The following is a 16,757-nucleotide window of genomic DNA, read 5'->3' on the forward strand; positions in this document are numbered from 1 at the left end:
GTGTGCGACAAGGCCGGGAGGGGCCGGAATCCGGGCACACGACGCTTTTGGGGGGTCTTAACCCATGGAACCCATGGACCCGATCGACCGGGAACCCGAGGAGCACGGTCAGGCTGCGAGCCGTCGCCCGCCCCGGGAGTCCCTCACCTCGGACTTCGGTCAGAGCACGCCCGCGCTCGCCCGTACGGCGCACGTCGTGGCCGGCGACCTGCTGCTGACCGTGAACCCCGTGGACGGCAGCGAGATAGAGCCCTGCCCGCCGGACCGGCGGCCGGTGCCGCCCCGCAAGCGCACCGCCGCCGAGCGCGCCGAGGTTGAGCGGGCCGCCCGGCCGCCGGTGCCGCCCGGCCCCGCCCAGCCGGCGCTCTCCCTGCTGGAACGCCAGGACGAGCGCGAGCGCCTGGTCCGCCTGCTGGCCCGGGGGCGTTCGGTACGGCTCACCGGGCCCGGCGGCTCGGGCCGTACGGCCCTGCTGGAGCTGGTCGCCGAGGACTGCCTGGACCTCGCCCCCGACGGCGTGGTCCGGCTCACCGGCTTCCACCGCACCACCACCGACCTGCTGCACGACCTCTTCCACGCGGTCTACGACGCCCCGCGCCACCGCCTCGATCCGGAGGAACTGCGCGCACTGGTCCGCGAGATCGGCGCGGTCGTCGTCCTGGACGACATCGAGTTCGGCGGCGCCGCGCTCGACGAGCTCCTCGACGCCACCCCCGAGTGCGCGTTCCTGATCGGCGCCACCCCCGACGTGCCCCCGCCCTCCGAGGGGTCCGAGGTCGAGGAGGTCTTCCTCAGCGGCCTCGACCGCGCCGCCGGCGTGGAGATCCTGGAGCGGACCGTCGGCCGCGTCCTCACCGAGGAGGAGTCCAACTGGGCCGGTGACCTGTGGTTCGAGTCCGAGGGGCTGCCGCTGCGCTTCGTCCAGGCCGGGGCCCTGCTCCGGCAGCGCGACGAGCTGCGGGCCGGCGTCGGGGCGGTGGACGAGTACGGCGTCTTCGAGGACGTACGCCCACCGGCGGAGCTGTCCCTGGAGCCGGCGGACGAGATCCCGCTGCCCTCCCTCGGCGAGGCCGCCGCGCCCGCCCCGCTGCTCGCCTCCCGGCTCAGCGCCTCCGCCCGAGCCACCCTGCGCTTCGCGGTCGCCCTCGGCGGCGAACTGCCGCACCAGGCGCATCTGCCGGCGCTGATCGGCGACACCCACGCCGACGCCGCCCTCGGCGAGCTGGCCGGGTGCGGACTGGTCTCGCCGGTCGGTGCCCGCTACCGGCTCGCGGCCGGGGTGCCGGCCCAGCTGGAGGCCGCCGGGTACGCCGACGACGCCCAGGCCCAGGCGCTGGCCGCCGCCGAGCACTACACCTGGTGGGCCGGGCATCCGTCGGTCACCCCCGAGCGGGTGTGCGCCGAGGCGGACGCGGTGCTGGCCGCGCTCGCCGTGATCGTCCCGCACCCGGCACCGCCCGCCGAGGGCGAGGAGAGCTGCGCGGTACGGCTCGCCCGTACGGCCGCGCCGGCGTTCGCCGCCGGGCTCCACTGGAGCGCCTGGGAGCGGGCCCTGCGGTCCGGCGCGGAGGCCTCCCGGCTGACCGGCGAAGTGGCCGAACAGGCCTATTTCCACCACGAGTTGGGTGTCCTCGCGCTCTGCGGGGGGCAGCTCGACCGGGCCCGCGCCGAGTTGGAGGCGTCCATCGGGCTGCGCGGGGCGCTCGCCGACAAGCGGGGCACGACCGCCGGGCGCCGGGCGCTCGCACTGGTCGCCGACCGTTCCGGTGACGTACCCGGGATCGCCGCGACGGCGGGGGACGAGCTGCCGGAGGTACGGCACGAGGAGTCGGCCCCGCCGCCGTACGTGCCCCTCGGTGACCCGCTGGTCACGACCAGGCTCCCGGCCACCACGGAGCGGGGCGGGGGCTTCCGGCGGCTGGCCCGCCGCAACCTCGTCGCGGTCGGCTCCGGGGCGCTGCTCGCCGCCGTGCTGGGTACGGTCGTCACGCTGGGCATGACGTCCAACGAGAACGCCGACAAGAACCCGGCCGGCAAGGTCGACGTCAACCCCTCGGCGAGCCAGGGCACTGACGACGGCACCCTCGGCGCCGACCCGAACCAGACCCCGTCGGCGGGCGGCTCGGCCCCGGCCGCCCCCCGCCCCACGGACTCGGGTCGCACGACGGAGGACCCGACGCCGTACCAGCCGGCCACATCGCCGTCGTCGGCCCCGAGCCACACCCGGGGCACGGGCGGGGGAGGTACGACACCGACGCCGTCCAGGTCCACGACCAAGTCGGGTACGCCGACACCGACGAAGACCAGCCCGAGCCCGTCGCCCTCGGCCTCGCCGTCATCCAGCACGCCCTCGCCGTCCGCGTCCCCGTCGGCCTCGAGCCCGTCCACGACGGACACGGCGAGCGGCCCGACGACACCGCAGAGTTCGGGGAGCGCAACGAACTCGGGGACCGCGTCGCAGTCGTCCGGCTCGGTCATCTGACCGAGCCGAGAAAGTGAGCCTCAGAACAGGCGGAGCTTGTCGTCCTCGATGCCCCGCAGGGCGTCGTAGTCGAGGATCTGGCAGTTGATGCCGCGGTCGGTGGCGAGGACGCGGGCCTGGGGCTTGATCTCCTGGGCGGCGAAGACGCCACGGACCGGGGCCAGGTGCGGGTCGCGGTTCAACAGGTCCAGGTAGCGGGTGAGTTGTTCGACGCCGTCGATCTCGCCCCGGCGCTTGATCTCCACCGCGACCGTCCCGCCGTCCGCGTCCCGGCACAGGATGTCCACCGGGCCGATGGCCGTCATGTACTCGCGGCGGATCAGCGTGTAGCCGTCGCCGAGCGTCTCGATGCGGTCGGCGAGCAGCTCCTGCAGGTGCGCTTCCACGCCGTCCTTGATCAGACCCGGATCCACGCCGAGTTCGTGCGAGGAGTCGTGGAGGATCTCCTCCATCGTGATGATCAGTTTCTCGCCCGCTTTGTTGACGACCGTCCAGACGCCCTCTTCCTCGCCGGTGCCCTCCTTGAGCGTGCAGGGCGGCGACATCCAGTTGAGGGGCTTGTAGGCCCGGTCGTCGGCGTGGATGGAGACGCTGCCGTCCGCCTTGACCAGGATCAGGCGGGGCGCCGAGGGCAGGTGGGCGGTGAGCCGGCCGGCGTAGTCGACCGAGCATCGGGCAATGACGAGACGCATGGTCGGCAACGCTACTCGACGCCCCTCGGTGCGCGCGATTCGCCCGCCCCGCTCCCGATCGATCGCCCCAATTGTCCCTGGAAACTCTTGTTCATCCCTGGCCGATTGTGCCCGTAAAGGGACCGTTCCATATACGCATTCTGCTGGTGTGGTCACCTACGGTTGCCTACCGTAGTAAACGGGAGGTCGCGACCTGTGTACTGAGCGTGTTCGAAATAGCGAACCTCCCCTTTCTGTCCGGCAACCCCTGCTCTTCGGGGGTGCGAGAGGAGTACCCATGTCGCTCGACGTCTCACCGGCCCTACTCGAACAGGCCGAGCGAGGCGAGGTCGACGAAGCAGAATTCGTCGACTGCGTCCGGACCTCCCTGCCCTACGCGTGGGAGATGATCAGCTCCCTGGTGGCCCAGCTGAAGGTCGACGGCGGACCGTTCGCCGACAACCAGACGCCCCCGCCGGACGAGCAGGCACGCGGTCAGCTGCTGCGTGCGCTCGCGAGTGACGCCATCCGCGGCGCCCTGCAGCGGCACTTCGGTGTGCGGCTGGCCTTCCAGAACTGCCACCGGGTGGCGGTGTTCCCGCTGGACGCCTCGGTGGACGAGACGTTGGCCCGCTTCACCTCGGTACGCAGCCAGTTGCTGAACCAGTCGCCGGAGCTTCGGGACTGCTGACGGGGCGGTCCCGGTACGGCAGACGTTGTGAGTCGCTTGCTTGCCGCTCCACCCGCGGGAGGTGCATTCAGTGCTGGGGCGGCAAGCCCCCGAGGCGGCCTGGGAGTTGTCGGACGGCTCAGCGCAGCTGGGGCAGCACCTCGGCACCCAGCCGCCGCAGGTTCTCCTCCGTCGCGGCGAGATCGCCCGAGCCCTCCACTAGGAGGGCGAAGCGGGAGATGCCGGTGCGCTCCGAGGTGGCCGCGAGCCGGTCGGCGGCCAGCCGCGCAGTGCCGACCGGGTGCAGTCCGCAGAGCAGTTCGGTGTAGGCGTACGGGTCGCGCATCGCGCGCGCCCGGCCGTCCACCGTCACATGCGCCTCCAGGCCCTGTTTCAGCCAGCCCGGCATGGCCTTCATGAGCGTCTCCGCCGCGTCCGTGCGCCGGTCGGCGAGCTGGCACACCCCGGCCGAGACATGCGCGGCGTCCGCGACCTCCTCGGCCGGCCGGCCCGCCGCGCGGGCGCAGCGCTGCCAGAAGGCCACCATCTCGGCCTTTTCCTCGTCCCCGACGTGCATGCCGAGCAGCATCGGCAGCCCGCGCTCGGCGGCCAGCCGAACGCTCGCCGGGGAGGTGCACGCGACGACGACCTCCGGGCCCGGAGTCTCGGTCAGCGCCTCCGACGGGCGGGGTACGACCGGCACCTCGCGGAAGCTGAACCTTTCGCCGGACGCCGACACCCGTGGCTCGCGCAGCCAGCGCAGCAGCAGATCCAGTGACTCGGGGAATCCGTGTTCGTACGCCTCCAGGCCCGCGCCGAAGACCTCCAGATCCACCCAGGGCCCGCCCCGGCCCACGCCGAGCGTGAACCGGCCGCCGCTCGTCAGGTGCAGCAGCGCGGCCTGTTCGCCGAGTGCGACCGGGTGGGCGGTGGGCAGTACGCTGACCGCAGTGCCGATCCGGATGCGGCGGGTGCGGCCGAGCAGCAGGGCGGCCAGGGTGACGGCGGACGGGCATGTGCCGTACGGCACGAAGTGGTGCTCGGCCAGCCAGACGGCGTCAAGACCGGCCTCCTCGGCGACCTCCGCGGAGCGGACCACCCGGTGCAGGGCCTCCCCGGGGCCCTGGCCCGGGAACTGGGCGCCCAGCACAAAACTTCCTACGTACATCTCATTTCCTGCTTCCTTGGCTCCGACCCGGAGCTCCCCCACAGGGCATAACCGTCTGACACGTGCGCAGGACACGGCCTGACGGAGAGATTTGCGGATTGTCTGCAGAATGGGTCGCTCTGGAGGGTGACTTGTGTGGGTTGGTGCCGTACGCGTACCCCATACGGCGGCGCGTAGGCTGGATGCAGCCCGTGCTTCCTGTACAGCCCCGAGAGGTGTCCCGTGTCCCCGCGTCGCAATCGACCGAAGGCAGCCGGATCGTCGGGCCGGAGCGCCGAGGACGACCGCGCCGGCCGGTACGGCGGCTGGCAGTCGACCGAGAGCTGGCAGGGCGAGGACTGGAGCGTGCGCCATGTCGCCGGGGCGAGCGCGGAGGGCAAGACCTACCGCTGCCCGGGCTGCGACCAGATGATCCCCTCCGGCGTCCCGCACGTGGTGGCCTGGCCGGAGCACGCGGGCGTGGACGACCGCCGCCACTGGCACAAGGCCTGCTGGAACGCGAAGGACCGCCGCACCACAAGGGTGCCGCGGTCCCGTAACGCGCCTAGGTTCTAGCCCGGGCCTTGTCCGTCAGTCCGGTCGGTCGTTGAGCCCCTCAAGGACCACCCACTCCGAGTAGTCGAACCGCTCCCCGAGGGCGACGAACGCGTCGTACAACCCCGTGCCCTCCGGCACCGGCACCTGGTACGACTTCACGGCACGGAGGAACAGCCGGTAGCCGAGGTCAGCACACGCCTCGGTGACGACCCGCAACAGCGCGGGGACGAGACCGGTCACCGGAGTTCCGTACATGGGCTTCTCGGCCTCACGGCTGAGCCGCTCCGCGACCGGTCGCATCACCTGGACAACCGCCTGGCGCAGCTCCTCGTCCACCACCGGCTGTGGCGGCGCAGGCACGAACTCCGGATCGTCCCGGTGCACACTTGCCAGCCATGCCTGCTCGATCCGCTCCAGCCAGGTACGGGCACTCATGCCGTACTCGGCCGGGTCGGAGGTGCCGTGGGTGGCCCCCAGCCACACCGTACGGATCGTCCTGTCCGGCAGCGGGGAGGGCAGGAGCCGCTGGACGTCCTGGCCCAGTCGTGCGGCCTTCGACCGGTCGAACTGCTCCACGGCGATTTCCGCGAAGTGGAGCCACATCGGCACGGGACCACCTTCCGGCAGGTGGCGCCGGGCGTCCTCGGGGGACAGCGCACGGGGGAAGTCTCACCGTGAAGCCACCTAGGTCAGCCCGACGTCGGTCACGTAGATGCCTTCCCGGAAGCCGTTGTCGGCGGCGTCCTCGTGTTCGGCTTGGGCTTCGTCCGGCATCATCACCCCACCAAGTAGGACGTGTACACGACCCACTTGCCGTGCGGGTGGGCGTGTCCTTGCCGATGTACTTCAGCTGCACGATGACCCAGTTAGTCTCGACCTCGCTCTTGATCACTTGGTCACCACGGACCGCCCACTCGTACCCGAGCGCTTCCCGACCGGCATGTCCCGGCCCATCGGTCGGTTGAGATGAGCATGAGGAAACCCCGCCAGGTAGTCTCTGGCGGGGTTTCGAGTCATCGACCTGTCGAGATCACTCTTGGCTCAAGGCGGCTCGCAGACAGGCGATCAGATCATCGGCCGGCACCTCGGCCCAGTCCGCCCCGGGCACCCCGAGGCGGACCTCATAACGCTCTCCGTCCAGCTCGTACACCAGGACCTGACGCTTCGTTCCGTCCAGCAACGGAAACGGATCCACACACAGGCGGACGGCACCGTGCGTGATCGATGGGAACATGTTCCGCAGTACCTCATCCGCACGAAGGCGACGCAGAAGGTTCCACTGTCTCCGGTGGAAGTCGGACGACAGAAGGCCGGACCACTGCAAAGAGGTAGGCTCTCCGCCTTCGATTGCTCTGGCGAATTCATCGAGCTCCAGGAATTCGAATCTCGCCTTCAACTCGTCGAATGGCATTCCTTCCCGCCATGCAGCGACCGCCTCCACGAGCAATCCGAGGTCGTCCGTCGAGCCGATCTCCCAGGCGAATCCGGGAGCCCCTTCGGCGAACCCGATAATGTGGACACGCAGCCGGAACAGACGCTCGTCGGTCGCAGTGTGGACCGACATGAAGCCCCTCGCCGTCTCGATGACGTCGGACTCCCAAGGCGGTAGCCCGATGTCGCATCCGTGCAGCTTCGCCGCCTCTTTCATGGCCGGTCCAAGGCCGCCCGAAGCGGTCACGTCCGGGTACAGGTCCTTCCGATAGGTACCCATAATTCGACTCCTCAGCAGTGGCAGTAACCGATGACCGAACCTTTCACGGGGGGAAGTTCTCCCTTCAGCACCGATAGATCCGGCATAGCTGTCGGTGCATCCGACACCATGGCTCCTTCTGGTGTACCGGTGGGGTGATGGTCTCGGTCAGCCACCAGGAAAATGGCTGGATTTCGCCCATGGCGTCGGTGGGTACGACGGTGAAAAACGAGGCCTCCCGTCGGCGCTGTGGATCTGGCGATCCACAGCGCCGACGGGAGGCCCTCACCCGATCAAGCGAGGCTCACACGTCCCGGTTCTCCAGCAGCGCGATGGCGCCGGCGAACGCGGCCGCCGACAGGCCCAGCATGATCCATAGCGGGTCCCAGCCCGTGGGGCCGGAGCTGCTCAGGGAGTTGTCGTAGAAGCAGCTCATCTGGCTCGGGATGGAGTACTCCAGCAGCCACTGCCGCACCTTGGACAGCGACTGCGAGGCCATGAACAGCGCGATCACCAGCGGGGCCAGGACCGCGCCGATCATGATGGTGATGGCGCCCGCGGAGTGCCGGATGATCGAGCCGATGAGCAGCGAGAACAGCCCGAGCAGCGCGATGTAGAGGCTGATGCCGAGGGTCGCCTTCAGCCAGTCGCCGGTGGAGGGGGTGCGGGCGCCGCCGACGCCGTTCAGCATGGACGCGTGGATCATGGCCATGAGGCCGGACACGGCCAGGGTGACGACGAAGGCGACGGCGAAGAACACGACCGCCTTGGCGGCGAGCACCCGGCCCCGGCTCGGGCACGCGACCATCGTCGTACGGATCATGCCGGTGCCGTACTCCGAGGCCGTGGTCAGCACGCCGAGCGTGATGATGCACATGCTGCCCAGCAGCAGGCCGAAGAAGCCGAACTGGAGCGGGTTCTGGTCCGACAAGGTCTCCGGGCTGGAGTTGGACTTCACCACCGAGGCGGTCAGCAGGCCGATGGCGAGGACGAGCACCACGAAGACGCCGAGCGTCCACATCGTCGAACGCACCGACTTGATCTTGGTCCACTCGGAGGACAGCGCATGCCCGAGGTGGGTGCGCACGACCGGGATCGGCGAGGTGTAACCGGGGTACGACCCGCCGGGCGCCGCCTGCCAGTGGGGCGCGGCTGCGGGGGCCTGCGGCATGGGGGGCTGGTGGGTGCTCATCGGGCGTCCTCGGGCTTGGTCAGGTCGGCGGGGGCGGTGGCCGGGGCCGGGGGAGCGGCGGCGGGCGCCTGCTGCGGCGCGGGCGGTGCCGCGTCGGCCGGCTGGGCCGAAGCGGGCGGCTGGGCCTGCGCGGCCGGGGCGGGCGGCTGGGACTGCGGGGCGGCGGGAGTCGGCGCGCCCGCAGCCTGGGTCTGCTGGGCGTACGGGTTGGGGGCGCCGTAACCGGCATTCTGCGGGCCGCCGTACGGCCCCGCGGAACCCTGGGGCATCGCGAAGGGCTGCCCACCCTGCTGGGGCGGCGGCGGGGCGTACCAGCCGGGCTGGCCCTGGCCGGGTACCGGCATGGGCGGCTGGGCGCCCGGCGGCAGCGGCTGCTGCAGGCCCGCCTTCTGGTCGATGGTCGAGCGGTAGTCGACCGCGCCCTGCGTCATCCGCATGTACGCCTCCTCCAGCGAGGCCTGGTGCGGCGACAGCTCCCACAGTCGGACACCCGCCTCGTGCGCGAGGTCGCTGATCCGGGGCAGCGGCAGCCCGGTCACCCGCAGCGCGCCGTCCTGCTCCGGCAGCACGTGGCCGCCCGCCTCGGTGAGCGTGGTGCTCAGCTTCTCGCGCAGCTGCGGCTCGGCGTCCGGGGTGCGCACCCGGGCGAAGTCGGCGGAGTTGGCCGAGATGAAGTCCTTCACGCTCATGTCGGCGAGCAGCTGGCCGCGCCCGATGACGATGAGGTGGTCGGCGGTGAGCGCCATCTCGCTCATCAGGTGGGAGGAGACGAAGACCGTACGGCCCTCGGCGGCCAGGGCCTTCATGAGGTTGCGGACCCAGAGGATGCCCTCGGGGTCGAGGCCGTTGACCGGCTCGTCGAACAGCAGCACCTGCGGGTCGCCCAGCAGCGCGGCGGCGATGCCGAGCCGCTGGCCCATGCCGAGCGAGAAGCCCTTGGAGCGCTTGCGCGCCACGTCCTGCAGGCCCACGACACCGAGCACCTCGTCCACGCGGCGGGCCGGGATGCCCGACAGCTGGGCGAGGCTCAGCAGATGGTTGCGGGCGGTCCGGCCGCCGTGCACGGCCTTGGCGTCGAGCAGCGCGCCGACCTGGCGGGGGGCGTTGGGCAGCTTGCGGTACGGGTAGCCACCGATCGTCACCGATCCGGACGTCGGGTTGTCCAGCCCGAGGATCATCCGCATCGTCGTCGACTTGCCCGAGCCGTTCGGCCCGAGGAAGCCGGTGACGGCACCTGGCCGCACCTGGAAGGAAAGGTTGTACACGGCGGTCTTGTCGCCGTAGCGCTTGGTCAGGCCGACAGCCTCGATCATGCTCCGCACCCATCGAAAGGTTCAGGACAGCGGGGAGCCGCCCCCGTAAGGGTTAGGAGGATATCGAGGCGCTGACGGTTCCGCCCAAGGGACGGCAAAGCCAGAACACTACGGTGCGTGGCGGAAACCTCTACTGGGCGTCCCTGCGCTTGAGGAGGACATACCCGCCGGCGAGCGCGGCGATCACCCACAGCACCATGATCCCGAGCCCGCCCCAGGGCCTGTACGGCGTGTCGTCGGCCCTCGGGACCACCTGCATGATCCGGCTGCCCGCCTGGTCCGGCAGGAACCGGCCGGCCTTCTTCGTCGCGTCGACGTTGCCGAGGATGGTGGAGATCAGGAAGAAGAACGGCATCAGGATGCCCAGCGACAGCATCGGCGAGCGCAGCATCGCGGCCACGCCCATGGAGAACACCGCGATCAGCGTCATGTAGAGGCCGCCGCCGACGACCGCGCGCAGCACGCCCGGGTCGCCGAGCCGCGCCCCGTGCGGGCCGAGCATTGCCTGACCGAGGAGGAACGCGGCGAAGCTCGTGGCCATGCCGACCACCAGCGCGAGCGCGCCCGCCACCGCGATCTTGCCGAACAGGAAGGTGGCGCGCTGCGGTACGGCGGCCAGCGAGACCCGGATCATGCCGGTGCTGTACTCGTTGGAGACGACCAGCACACCGAACACGATCATGGCGAGCTGGCCCAGGGTCATGCCCGCGAAGCTGACGTAGGTCGGATCGAACGACAGCCGGTCCTGCACCGGCATTGAGTCGAACTGGCTCCGCGACAGCGCGGAGATGAGCGTCCCGATGGCGATCGTGACCGCCACGGCCACCGACAGCGTCCACACCGTGGATGCCACCGACCGGATCTTGGTCCACTCGGACCGGATGACCTGCACGGCTGCCATGGACGTCAGGCCCCCTTCCACTCGGCGCCCCACTCCCGCGGGGCGTCCCCGGGCCCGGCGTGCGCGTGGTACTCCACGGACTGCGCCGTCAGCTGCATGAACGCCTCCTCCAGCGAGGCCTGCCGGGGGCTCAGCTCGTGCAGCACGATCCCGTACCGCGCCGCCAGCTCACCGATGCGCTCGGCCTTGCCGCCCGCCACCTCCAGCGCGCCCCCGCCCGCCTCCACGACGGTGATCCCGTCCTCGTGCAGCACATCGAGCAGCCGCTCGCGCTGCGGAGAGCGGATCCGGACGTAACTGCGCGCGTACTGCCGGATGAAGGCGGTCATGGTCGTGTCCGCCAGCAGCCGCCCCTGCCCGATGACGACGAGATGATCGGCGGTCAGCGCCATCTCGCTCATCAGATGGCTGGACACGAACACCGTCCGCCCCTGCGCGGCCAGCGACTTCATCACGTTCCGGATCCAGTGGATGCCCTCCGGGTCCAGCCCGTTGACCGGCTCGTCGAACATCAGGATCCGCGGATCCCCGAGCAACGCCGCCGCGATCCCCAGCCGCTGCCCCATGCCGTACGAGAACCCCTTGGCCTTCTTCCGCGCCACGGCGGTGAGCCCGACGGTGTCCAGCACCTCCGCCACCCGCGACGTCGGGATCCCGTTGCTCTGCGCCAGACACAGCAGATGGTTGTAGGCGCTGCGCCCGCCGTGCACGGCCTTGGCGTCCAGCAGCGCGCCGATGTACGTCAGCGGGTCCTTGAGCTGGGCGTAGTGCTTGCCGTCGATCCGGACGTCACCGGCGGTGGGGTGATCGAGCCCGAGGATCATCCGCATGGTCGTGGACTTCCCGGCGCCGTTGGGCCCGAGGAAGCCGGTGACGATGCCGGGCCGCACCGCGAAGGTGAGATGGTCGACCGCCACCTTCTCGCCGTACCGCTTGGTCAGCCCCTCCAGCTCGATCATGCGGCCACGCTAAGACGGGACAAAGCCCCCTGCCACCGGAGCGGGAGGGGGCTTCGTGTCGTTCGGCGACCGCGCGCGGATGGGTTACCGGGTCTGCTGCGCCGGCACCCCGCGGGAGATCGGCTCGTCGTCCCCAGGCGTGCCCGCGGCAGCGACCGCCGCACCCGTCAGCGTCGCCAGCATCTCGCGGACGTTCGTCAGCTGGGCGTTGATCGAGTCGCGGCGGTTGGTCAGCGCGGCCAGCTCGCGCTCGGATTCCGAGCGGATGCGGTCGGCCTTGGCGTTGGCGTCGGCCACGATGTCCTCGGCCTGGCGCTGGGCGGTCTCCACCGTCTGGCGGGCGCGGCGCTCGGCGTCGGTGCGCAGCTTCTCGGCCTCCAGGCGCAGCTGCTCGGCGCGGTGCTCGATCTCCGCCAGCCGCTTCTCGGCCTTCTGCTGGCGCGTGGCCAGGTCGCGCTCGGACTGCTCGCGGCGCTTGGCGAGGTTCGTCTCGAAGTCGGCGGCGGCCTGTGCGGCCTTGGCGCGGGTCTCCTCGAAGAGGGCGTCCGCCTCCTCGCGCTTGGACTGCGCGTCCTTCTGGGCCTCGGAACGCAGCTGGGCGGCCTCGCCCTTCGCCTTCTCGACGATCCGGACGCCCTCGTCCTCGGCCTTGGCCTTGCGCTCGGCGGCGTAGGACTCGGCGTCGTTGCGGACCTGCTGGGCCGCGGACTCGGCGAGGTCGCGGTGCTGTTCGGCCGCCCGCCGGGCCTCCTCACGCAGTTCCTTGGCCTCTTCCTCGGCCAGGCGCAGGATCTTCTCGACCCGGGCACCGAGACCCGCGTACGACGGTTCGGCGTCGGTGACCTGAGCCTGCGCGTTCTGCGTCTCGAGGTGGAGCTCCTCGATGCGCTTCTCCAGGGCGGTGATGCGGGCGAGGGCGCTGTCACGGTCGGAGACGAGCTTGGAGATACGTTCGTCCACCTGAGCGCGGTCGTACCCACGCCGCACAAGCTCGAAGCCGTAGGGGGAAGTGTCGCTCATGGGGTTCCTGTCAATGAGACCGGTGAGGTGATAAGGGGAATCCTAGGGGCCGAAGCGGTGTGTCATCGAGCGGATACGGTTTTGATCTGGAGAATGGCACCTCTTTTGGGTGGCCGGCCGCCGGACAGCTTGCCAATGACTCGGGCAAAGCCCCCAGACGTTACCGGAACGCACCGCTCACACTAGCCGTCTGACGACTTGCCACCCGATCGGGGGGCGCCGACCGTCGCGCCGGCCTTGACCGAGCCCTCCTTGCCGGCCGACGGGGCCTCGAAGGACTCCAGCGCCTCCAGGACGTCCTGGACCCGGGAGATCTCGGCGTTGATGTCCTCGCGCCGGCGCACCAGGATCTCCAGCTCGCGCTTGCCCTCCTCGACGGTGCGCCGGGCCTCGCGGATCGCCTCGGCCTTGAGCTCCTCGGCCTCCTTGACGAGGCTGGCCTTCTTCTGCTCGGCCTCCTTGAGCAGCGCCTCCGCCTTCTTGACGGCGGCGATGCGCACCTTGCCCGCCTCGGAGTTGGCGTCCGACACCAGCTCCTTGGCCTTCGCCTCCGCCTTGGCCAGCTGCTCCTCGGCGGCCTTGATGAGGGCGTCGCAGCGGTCGCCGGTGGACTTCATGGTCTCGGCGGCCTCGCGCCGGGCCCGCTCGTGCAGCTCCTCGATCTCGGTGGTGATGCGGTCGCGCAGCTCCTCCGCGCGCTCCCGGATCGCGGTCGCGTCCCGGCGGGCGCCGACCAGCAGCTCGTCGGCGTCCGTACGGGACTTCTCCACCAGCGAGTTGCCCTCGACGGTCGCCTCGGCGACGATCCGCTCGGCCTCGCTGCGGGCCGCCCCGACCATCGTGTCGGCCTGCGACTCGGCGTCCGCGGTGGTCTTCAGCGCCTGCTCCTGCGCCTCGCTGAGCAGCTTGTCGACCTCGGACGTGGTCTCGGTGATGAGCGTGTCGACCTGCTCGGCCGCCTCCGAACGCCGTTTGTTGGCTTCCTTGCGGGCCTCGTCCAGGGTCCGCTCGGCCTCCTCGCGGGCGGAGCTGAGGAGCCGTTCGGCCGCCTCCTCCGCGTCCACCCTGAGCTGCTCGGACTCCGCCCGCACCCGCTCGGCGTGGGCCTGTGCCGAGCCGACCGTCTCGGCGGCCTCCGCGCGCAGCCGTTCGGCCTCGCCGGTGGCGTCCCCGATGAGCTGCTCGGCGGCCGCCAGGGCCTCCGCACGCACCCGCTCGGCCTCGGCGGCGGTCTCCGTCTGCAGCCGCTCGGCCTCGGCGATCGTCTCGTTCTGGAGGCGCTCGGCCTCTTTGCGGGCCTCGGTGATGAGGGTGTCCGCCTGGGTCGCCGCGTCCGAGCGGATGCGGTTGGCGTCCTCGCGGGCGTCCGCCCGGGTGCGGGCGGCGGCCTGGTCGGCCTCGGCGAGCGCGTCCGAGGCCTCGGTGCGCGCCCGCTGGGCGTACTCGCCGGCGTCCGAGCGCAGCCGCTCGGCCTCCGCCATCGCCTCCGCGACCGCACGCTCGGCCAGCGCCTTGGCGGCCTGAGACTCCTCGTTCGCCTCGCGGCGGACACGGCTCGCGTCCTCGCTCGCCCGTTCCCGCTCGGCGTAGGCGTCGGCGCGGACCCGGTCCGCCTCTTCCTCGGCCTCCCGCCGGGTACGGTCCGCCGCGTGCTCGGCGGCCGAACGCAGCCCGGTGATCTCCTCCTGCGCCTGCTCGTGCAGCCCGGCGACGGAGTCCCGCACCTGCTGGGCGTGCTGCTCGGCGGCGGACACCATCTCGGTGGCGCGCCGGTCGGCCTCCTCGACCAGCCGCGTCGCCTCGGCCTGCGCCTCCTCCACGCGCCCCCGCGCTACGGCCAGCAGCTCCTCGCTCTGCTCGCGGGCCCGCTCGCGCTCCTGGTCGGCCTCGGCCCGCGCGGAACCGAGGATCTCCTCGGCCTCGCGGCGGCGCCGGACGGCCTCCTCCTGGGCGGCGGCCAGCGTCTCGGACGCCTCGGTGCCGAGCCGCTCGGCGGCGGCCTGCGCCTCCGCGCGCACCCGGTCGGCCGTGTCCTGGGCCTCCGCCTTCAGCCGCTCGGCCTCGGCGGCGGCCTCCGAGCGCAGCCGTACGGCGACGGCCTCGCCCTCGGCGCGCGAGGCGGACGCGTCGGACGCGGCCTCGTTGCGCAGTCGGTCGGCCTCGGCCTCGGCCTGCTGCTGGAGCGCGCGGATCCGTTCCGCCGACTCCGCGCGCAGGCGCTCGCTCTCCTCGGCGGCCTCGCGGCGGATCCGGGCGGCCTCCTCGCGGGCCTCGGTGAGCGCCTGCTCGGCCGACTCCAGCCGGTCCCGTGTCTCGGTCTGCAGCCGGGTCAGCTCCCCGGCGGCCTCCGCGCGGCGGGCCTCGACGGCGCGCTCGGTCTCCTCGCGCAGCTCGCGCGCGGCGGTCTCGGCGCCCGCCTTGACCGACTCGGCCTGCTCGTCGGCCTCGGCGCGCAGCCGCTCGGCCTCCTTGCGGGCCCGGTCCAGGGTCTCCTCGGCCTGCCGGCGCAGGCTGGTGGCCCGCTCGATGGCCTCGGTGCGGACCTTCTCGCTGTCGGTGGTCGCGGTCTGCCGCAGTTCGTCGGCGTCCGCCTTGGCCTTGGCCAGCAGTTCCTCGGCGGACCTGGCCGCCTCCTCGATCTGCGCGACCGCCTCCCGGCGGGCCTCCGCGCGGATCGACTCGCCCTCGGCGACCGCGTCGGCGCGCAGCTGCTCGGCCTCGCCGCGCAGCCGGCGGGCCTCCTCCTGCAGCTCGACCGTCTTGGCGCGGTACTCCTTGGTGTCGTCCTTCGCCGCGCCCTTGAGCTGCTCGGCGATGTCGTGCGCCTCGGCGCGCAGCCGGTCCGCCTCGGCCTCGGCCTCGGTGCGGATCCGCTCGGCCTCCTCGGCGGCGGCCTTGGTGGTCCGCTTGGCCTCCTCGGACGCCTTGTTGAGCACGTCCTCGGCGGTCTTGGCGGCCTTGGACAGCTGGGTCGCGCTCTCCTCGGCGGTGATCGTGCGGGCCTTCTCGGCTGCCTCGGCGATGATCTTCTCGGCCTCGGCACGGGCGTCCGCGACCAGCTGCTCGGCCTCGGTCCTGGTCTGCTCGGCCTCCTTGGTGGCCTCCTCGACCAGCCGGGCGACCTGCTCCTTCGCCGTCCGCGTGCGCGCCTCGCCCGCCGCCTGGGCGCTCGCGAGGGTCTTGGCGGCGGCCTGCTCGGCCTCCGTCTGCAGCTTCTCGGCCTCGGCCTGCGCCTTGCGCAGCGCCTCCTCGGCCGCCGCCATCCGCTCCTCGGCGGCCCGGCTCAGCTCGGTGGCCTGCCGGCGGGCGGTGTCCGACTCGCCGGCCGCGTCGGTGCGCAGCCGCTCGGCGTGGTCGGTGGCCTCCTGGGCCTGCGTGGACGCCGCGTTCAGCAGCCGCTCGGCGTCCGTGCGGGCGCGGCGCAGCAGCTGCTCGGCCTCCGCGCGGGCCGCCTCGGCGTCGCTCTGCAGCCGCTCGCGGGCCTCCCGGGTCAGCCGCTCGGCCTCGGCGCGGGCGGCGGCCAGCGCCTGCTCGGCCTCGGCGCGGGACTCGTCGAGCAGGCGGCGGGCCTGCTGTTCGGTGCGGGCGCGCAGCTGCTCGGCCCACGCCACGTTCTCGTTGACGTGCGACTCGACGGTGGCGCGGCGCTCGGCCAGCTCCTGATCGAGCTGCTGGCGCCGGGTCACCGCCTCCTGGTGCAGCTCCGCCTGCAGCCGGGCGGCCTGCTCGGCGTGCTCCTGCAGGATCCGCTGGGTCTGCGCGCGCGCCTCGGCGGCCATCCGCTCCGCGTCCTGGCGCAGCTGGTCGGCCTGCATCTGGGCATTGCGGAGCAACTGCTCGGCCTGATAGCCGATGTCACCGCCGTCGAAGGCGGGCCGGGTCATCAGGGTGCGGCGCGCCTCGTGCAGCTTGGCGCGCAGCACCTCGACCTGGTAGCCGAGGTCCTCGGCGTGCTGGATCGCCTTTTCCCGCTCGGTCTTCAGCCGCTTCATCTCGGCCTCGAACCGAGAGAGGTGGTCGACGTCAGCCGCCGGCTCTCGCTCCTGGCTCTCGTAGCCCCGCACTGCGCGGTCCCATCCGTCCCCTGGTCAGCTTCTCCTGCGAGCTCCGTCCATCCGCCGAACGGGGCCCCCGGGGAATGGTGTCAGATCAAC

Annotated in this window: 13 protein-coding genes; 3 read left to right on the forward strand and 10 right to left on the reverse strand. The window is 71.8% G+C overall.

Translation table 11 applies throughout. From position 1 onward, the window contains the following. Positions 1-73: 73 nt before the first annotated feature. Complete coding sequence (locus tag ACWCQS_RS16885; RefSeq protein WP_451005130.1) at positions 74-2,482, forward strand: ATP-binding protein; 2,409 nt, start codon at positions 74-76, stop codon at positions 2,480-2,482. Between the two features lie 20 nt (positions 2,483-2,502). Here ACWCQS_RS16885 and nucS read toward each other — a convergent pair whose 3' ends face one another. Next, positions 2,503-3,174 (reverse strand): endonuclease NucS, encoded by a 672-nt coding sequence (gene nucS / locus ACWCQS_RS16890; protein ID WP_451005131.1) that lies wholly within the window; start codon positions 3,172-3,174, stop codon positions 2,503-2,505. Positions 3,175-3,451: 277 nt separating this feature from the next. Between nucS and ACWCQS_RS16895 the strand changes: the two genes are divergently transcribed. After that, positions 3,452-3,844 (forward strand): SCO5389 family protein, encoded by a 393-nt coding sequence (locus ACWCQS_RS16895; RefSeq protein ID WP_055704181.1) that lies wholly within the window; start codon positions 3,452-3,454, stop codon positions 3,842-3,844. A gap of 118 nt (positions 3,845-3,962) precedes the next feature. Here ACWCQS_RS16895 and ACWCQS_RS16900 read toward each other — a convergent pair whose 3' ends face one another. After that, positions 3,963-4,991, reverse strand: a complete 1,029-nt coding sequence (locus ACWCQS_RS16900) for an LLM class flavin-dependent oxidoreductase (protein ID WP_451005132.1) — start codon at positions 4,989-4,991, stop codon at positions 3,963-3,965. Positions 4,992-5,213: 222 nt separating this feature from the next. Between ACWCQS_RS16900 and ACWCQS_RS16905 the strand changes: the two genes are divergently transcribed. Then, positions 5,214-5,546, forward strand: coding sequence for an ATP/GTP-binding protein (locus tag ACWCQS_RS16905; RefSeq protein ID WP_388620921.1), 333 nt, complete (start codon positions 5,214-5,216; stop codon positions 5,544-5,546). A gap of 15 nt (positions 5,547-5,561) precedes the next feature. On the opposite strand, the gene ACWCQS_RS16910 is transcribed toward ACWCQS_RS16905, so the two are convergent. From ACWCQS_RS16910 to scy, 8 genes are all read right to left on the reverse strand, one after another. Next, positions 5,562-6,137 carry a hypothetical protein gene (locus tag ACWCQS_RS16910; RefSeq protein WP_451005133.1) on the reverse strand — a complete coding sequence of 192 codons (576 nt, stop codon included), beginning with the start codon at positions 6,135-6,137 and terminating at the stop codon, positions 5,562-5,564. 421 nt (positions 6,138-6,558) lie between these two features. Further along, positions 6,559-7,239 (reverse strand): hypothetical protein, encoded by a 681-nt coding sequence (locus tag ACWCQS_RS16915; RefSeq protein ID WP_451005134.1) that lies wholly within the window; start codon positions 7,237-7,239, stop codon positions 6,559-6,561. Positions 7,240-7,522: 283 nt separating this feature from the next. After that, entirely contained in the window at positions 7,523-8,410 is an 888-nt protein-coding gene (locus ACWCQS_RS16920) for an ABC transporter permease (RefSeq protein WP_451005135.1), read from the reverse strand. Next, entirely contained in the window at positions 8,407-9,723 is a 1,317-nt protein-coding gene (locus ACWCQS_RS16925) for an ABC transporter ATP-binding protein (RefSeq protein ID WP_451005136.1), read from the reverse strand. The genes ACWCQS_RS16920 and ACWCQS_RS16925 overlap by 4 nt, the downstream gene beginning before the upstream one ends. 130 nt (positions 9,724-9,853) lie before the next feature. Next, entirely contained in the window at positions 9,854-10,624 is a 771-nt protein-coding gene (locus ACWCQS_RS16930; protein WP_451005137.1) for an ABC transporter permease, read from the reverse strand. Positions 10,625-10,629: 5 nt separating this feature from the next. Then, positions 10,630-11,583, reverse strand: a complete 954-nt coding sequence (locus tag ACWCQS_RS16935) for an ABC transporter ATP-binding protein (protein WP_451005138.1) — start codon at positions 11,581-11,583, stop codon at positions 10,630-10,632. Between the two features lie 84 nt (positions 11,584-11,667). Further along, positions 11,668-12,603, reverse strand: coding sequence for a cellulose-binding protein (locus ACWCQS_RS16940; RefSeq protein WP_451005139.1), 936 nt, complete (start codon positions 12,601-12,603; stop codon positions 11,668-11,670). 182 nt (positions 12,604-12,785) lie between these two features. Then, positions 12,786-16,667 (reverse strand): polarized growth protein Scy, encoded by a 3,882-nt coding sequence (gene scy / locus ACWCQS_RS16945; RefSeq protein WP_451005140.1) that lies wholly within the window; start codon positions 16,665-16,667, stop codon positions 12,786-12,788. Between the last annotated feature and the right edge of the window lie 90 nt (positions 16,668-16,757).

The sequence above is a fragment of the Streptomyces sp. NPDC002076 genome (assembly GCF_053593835.1).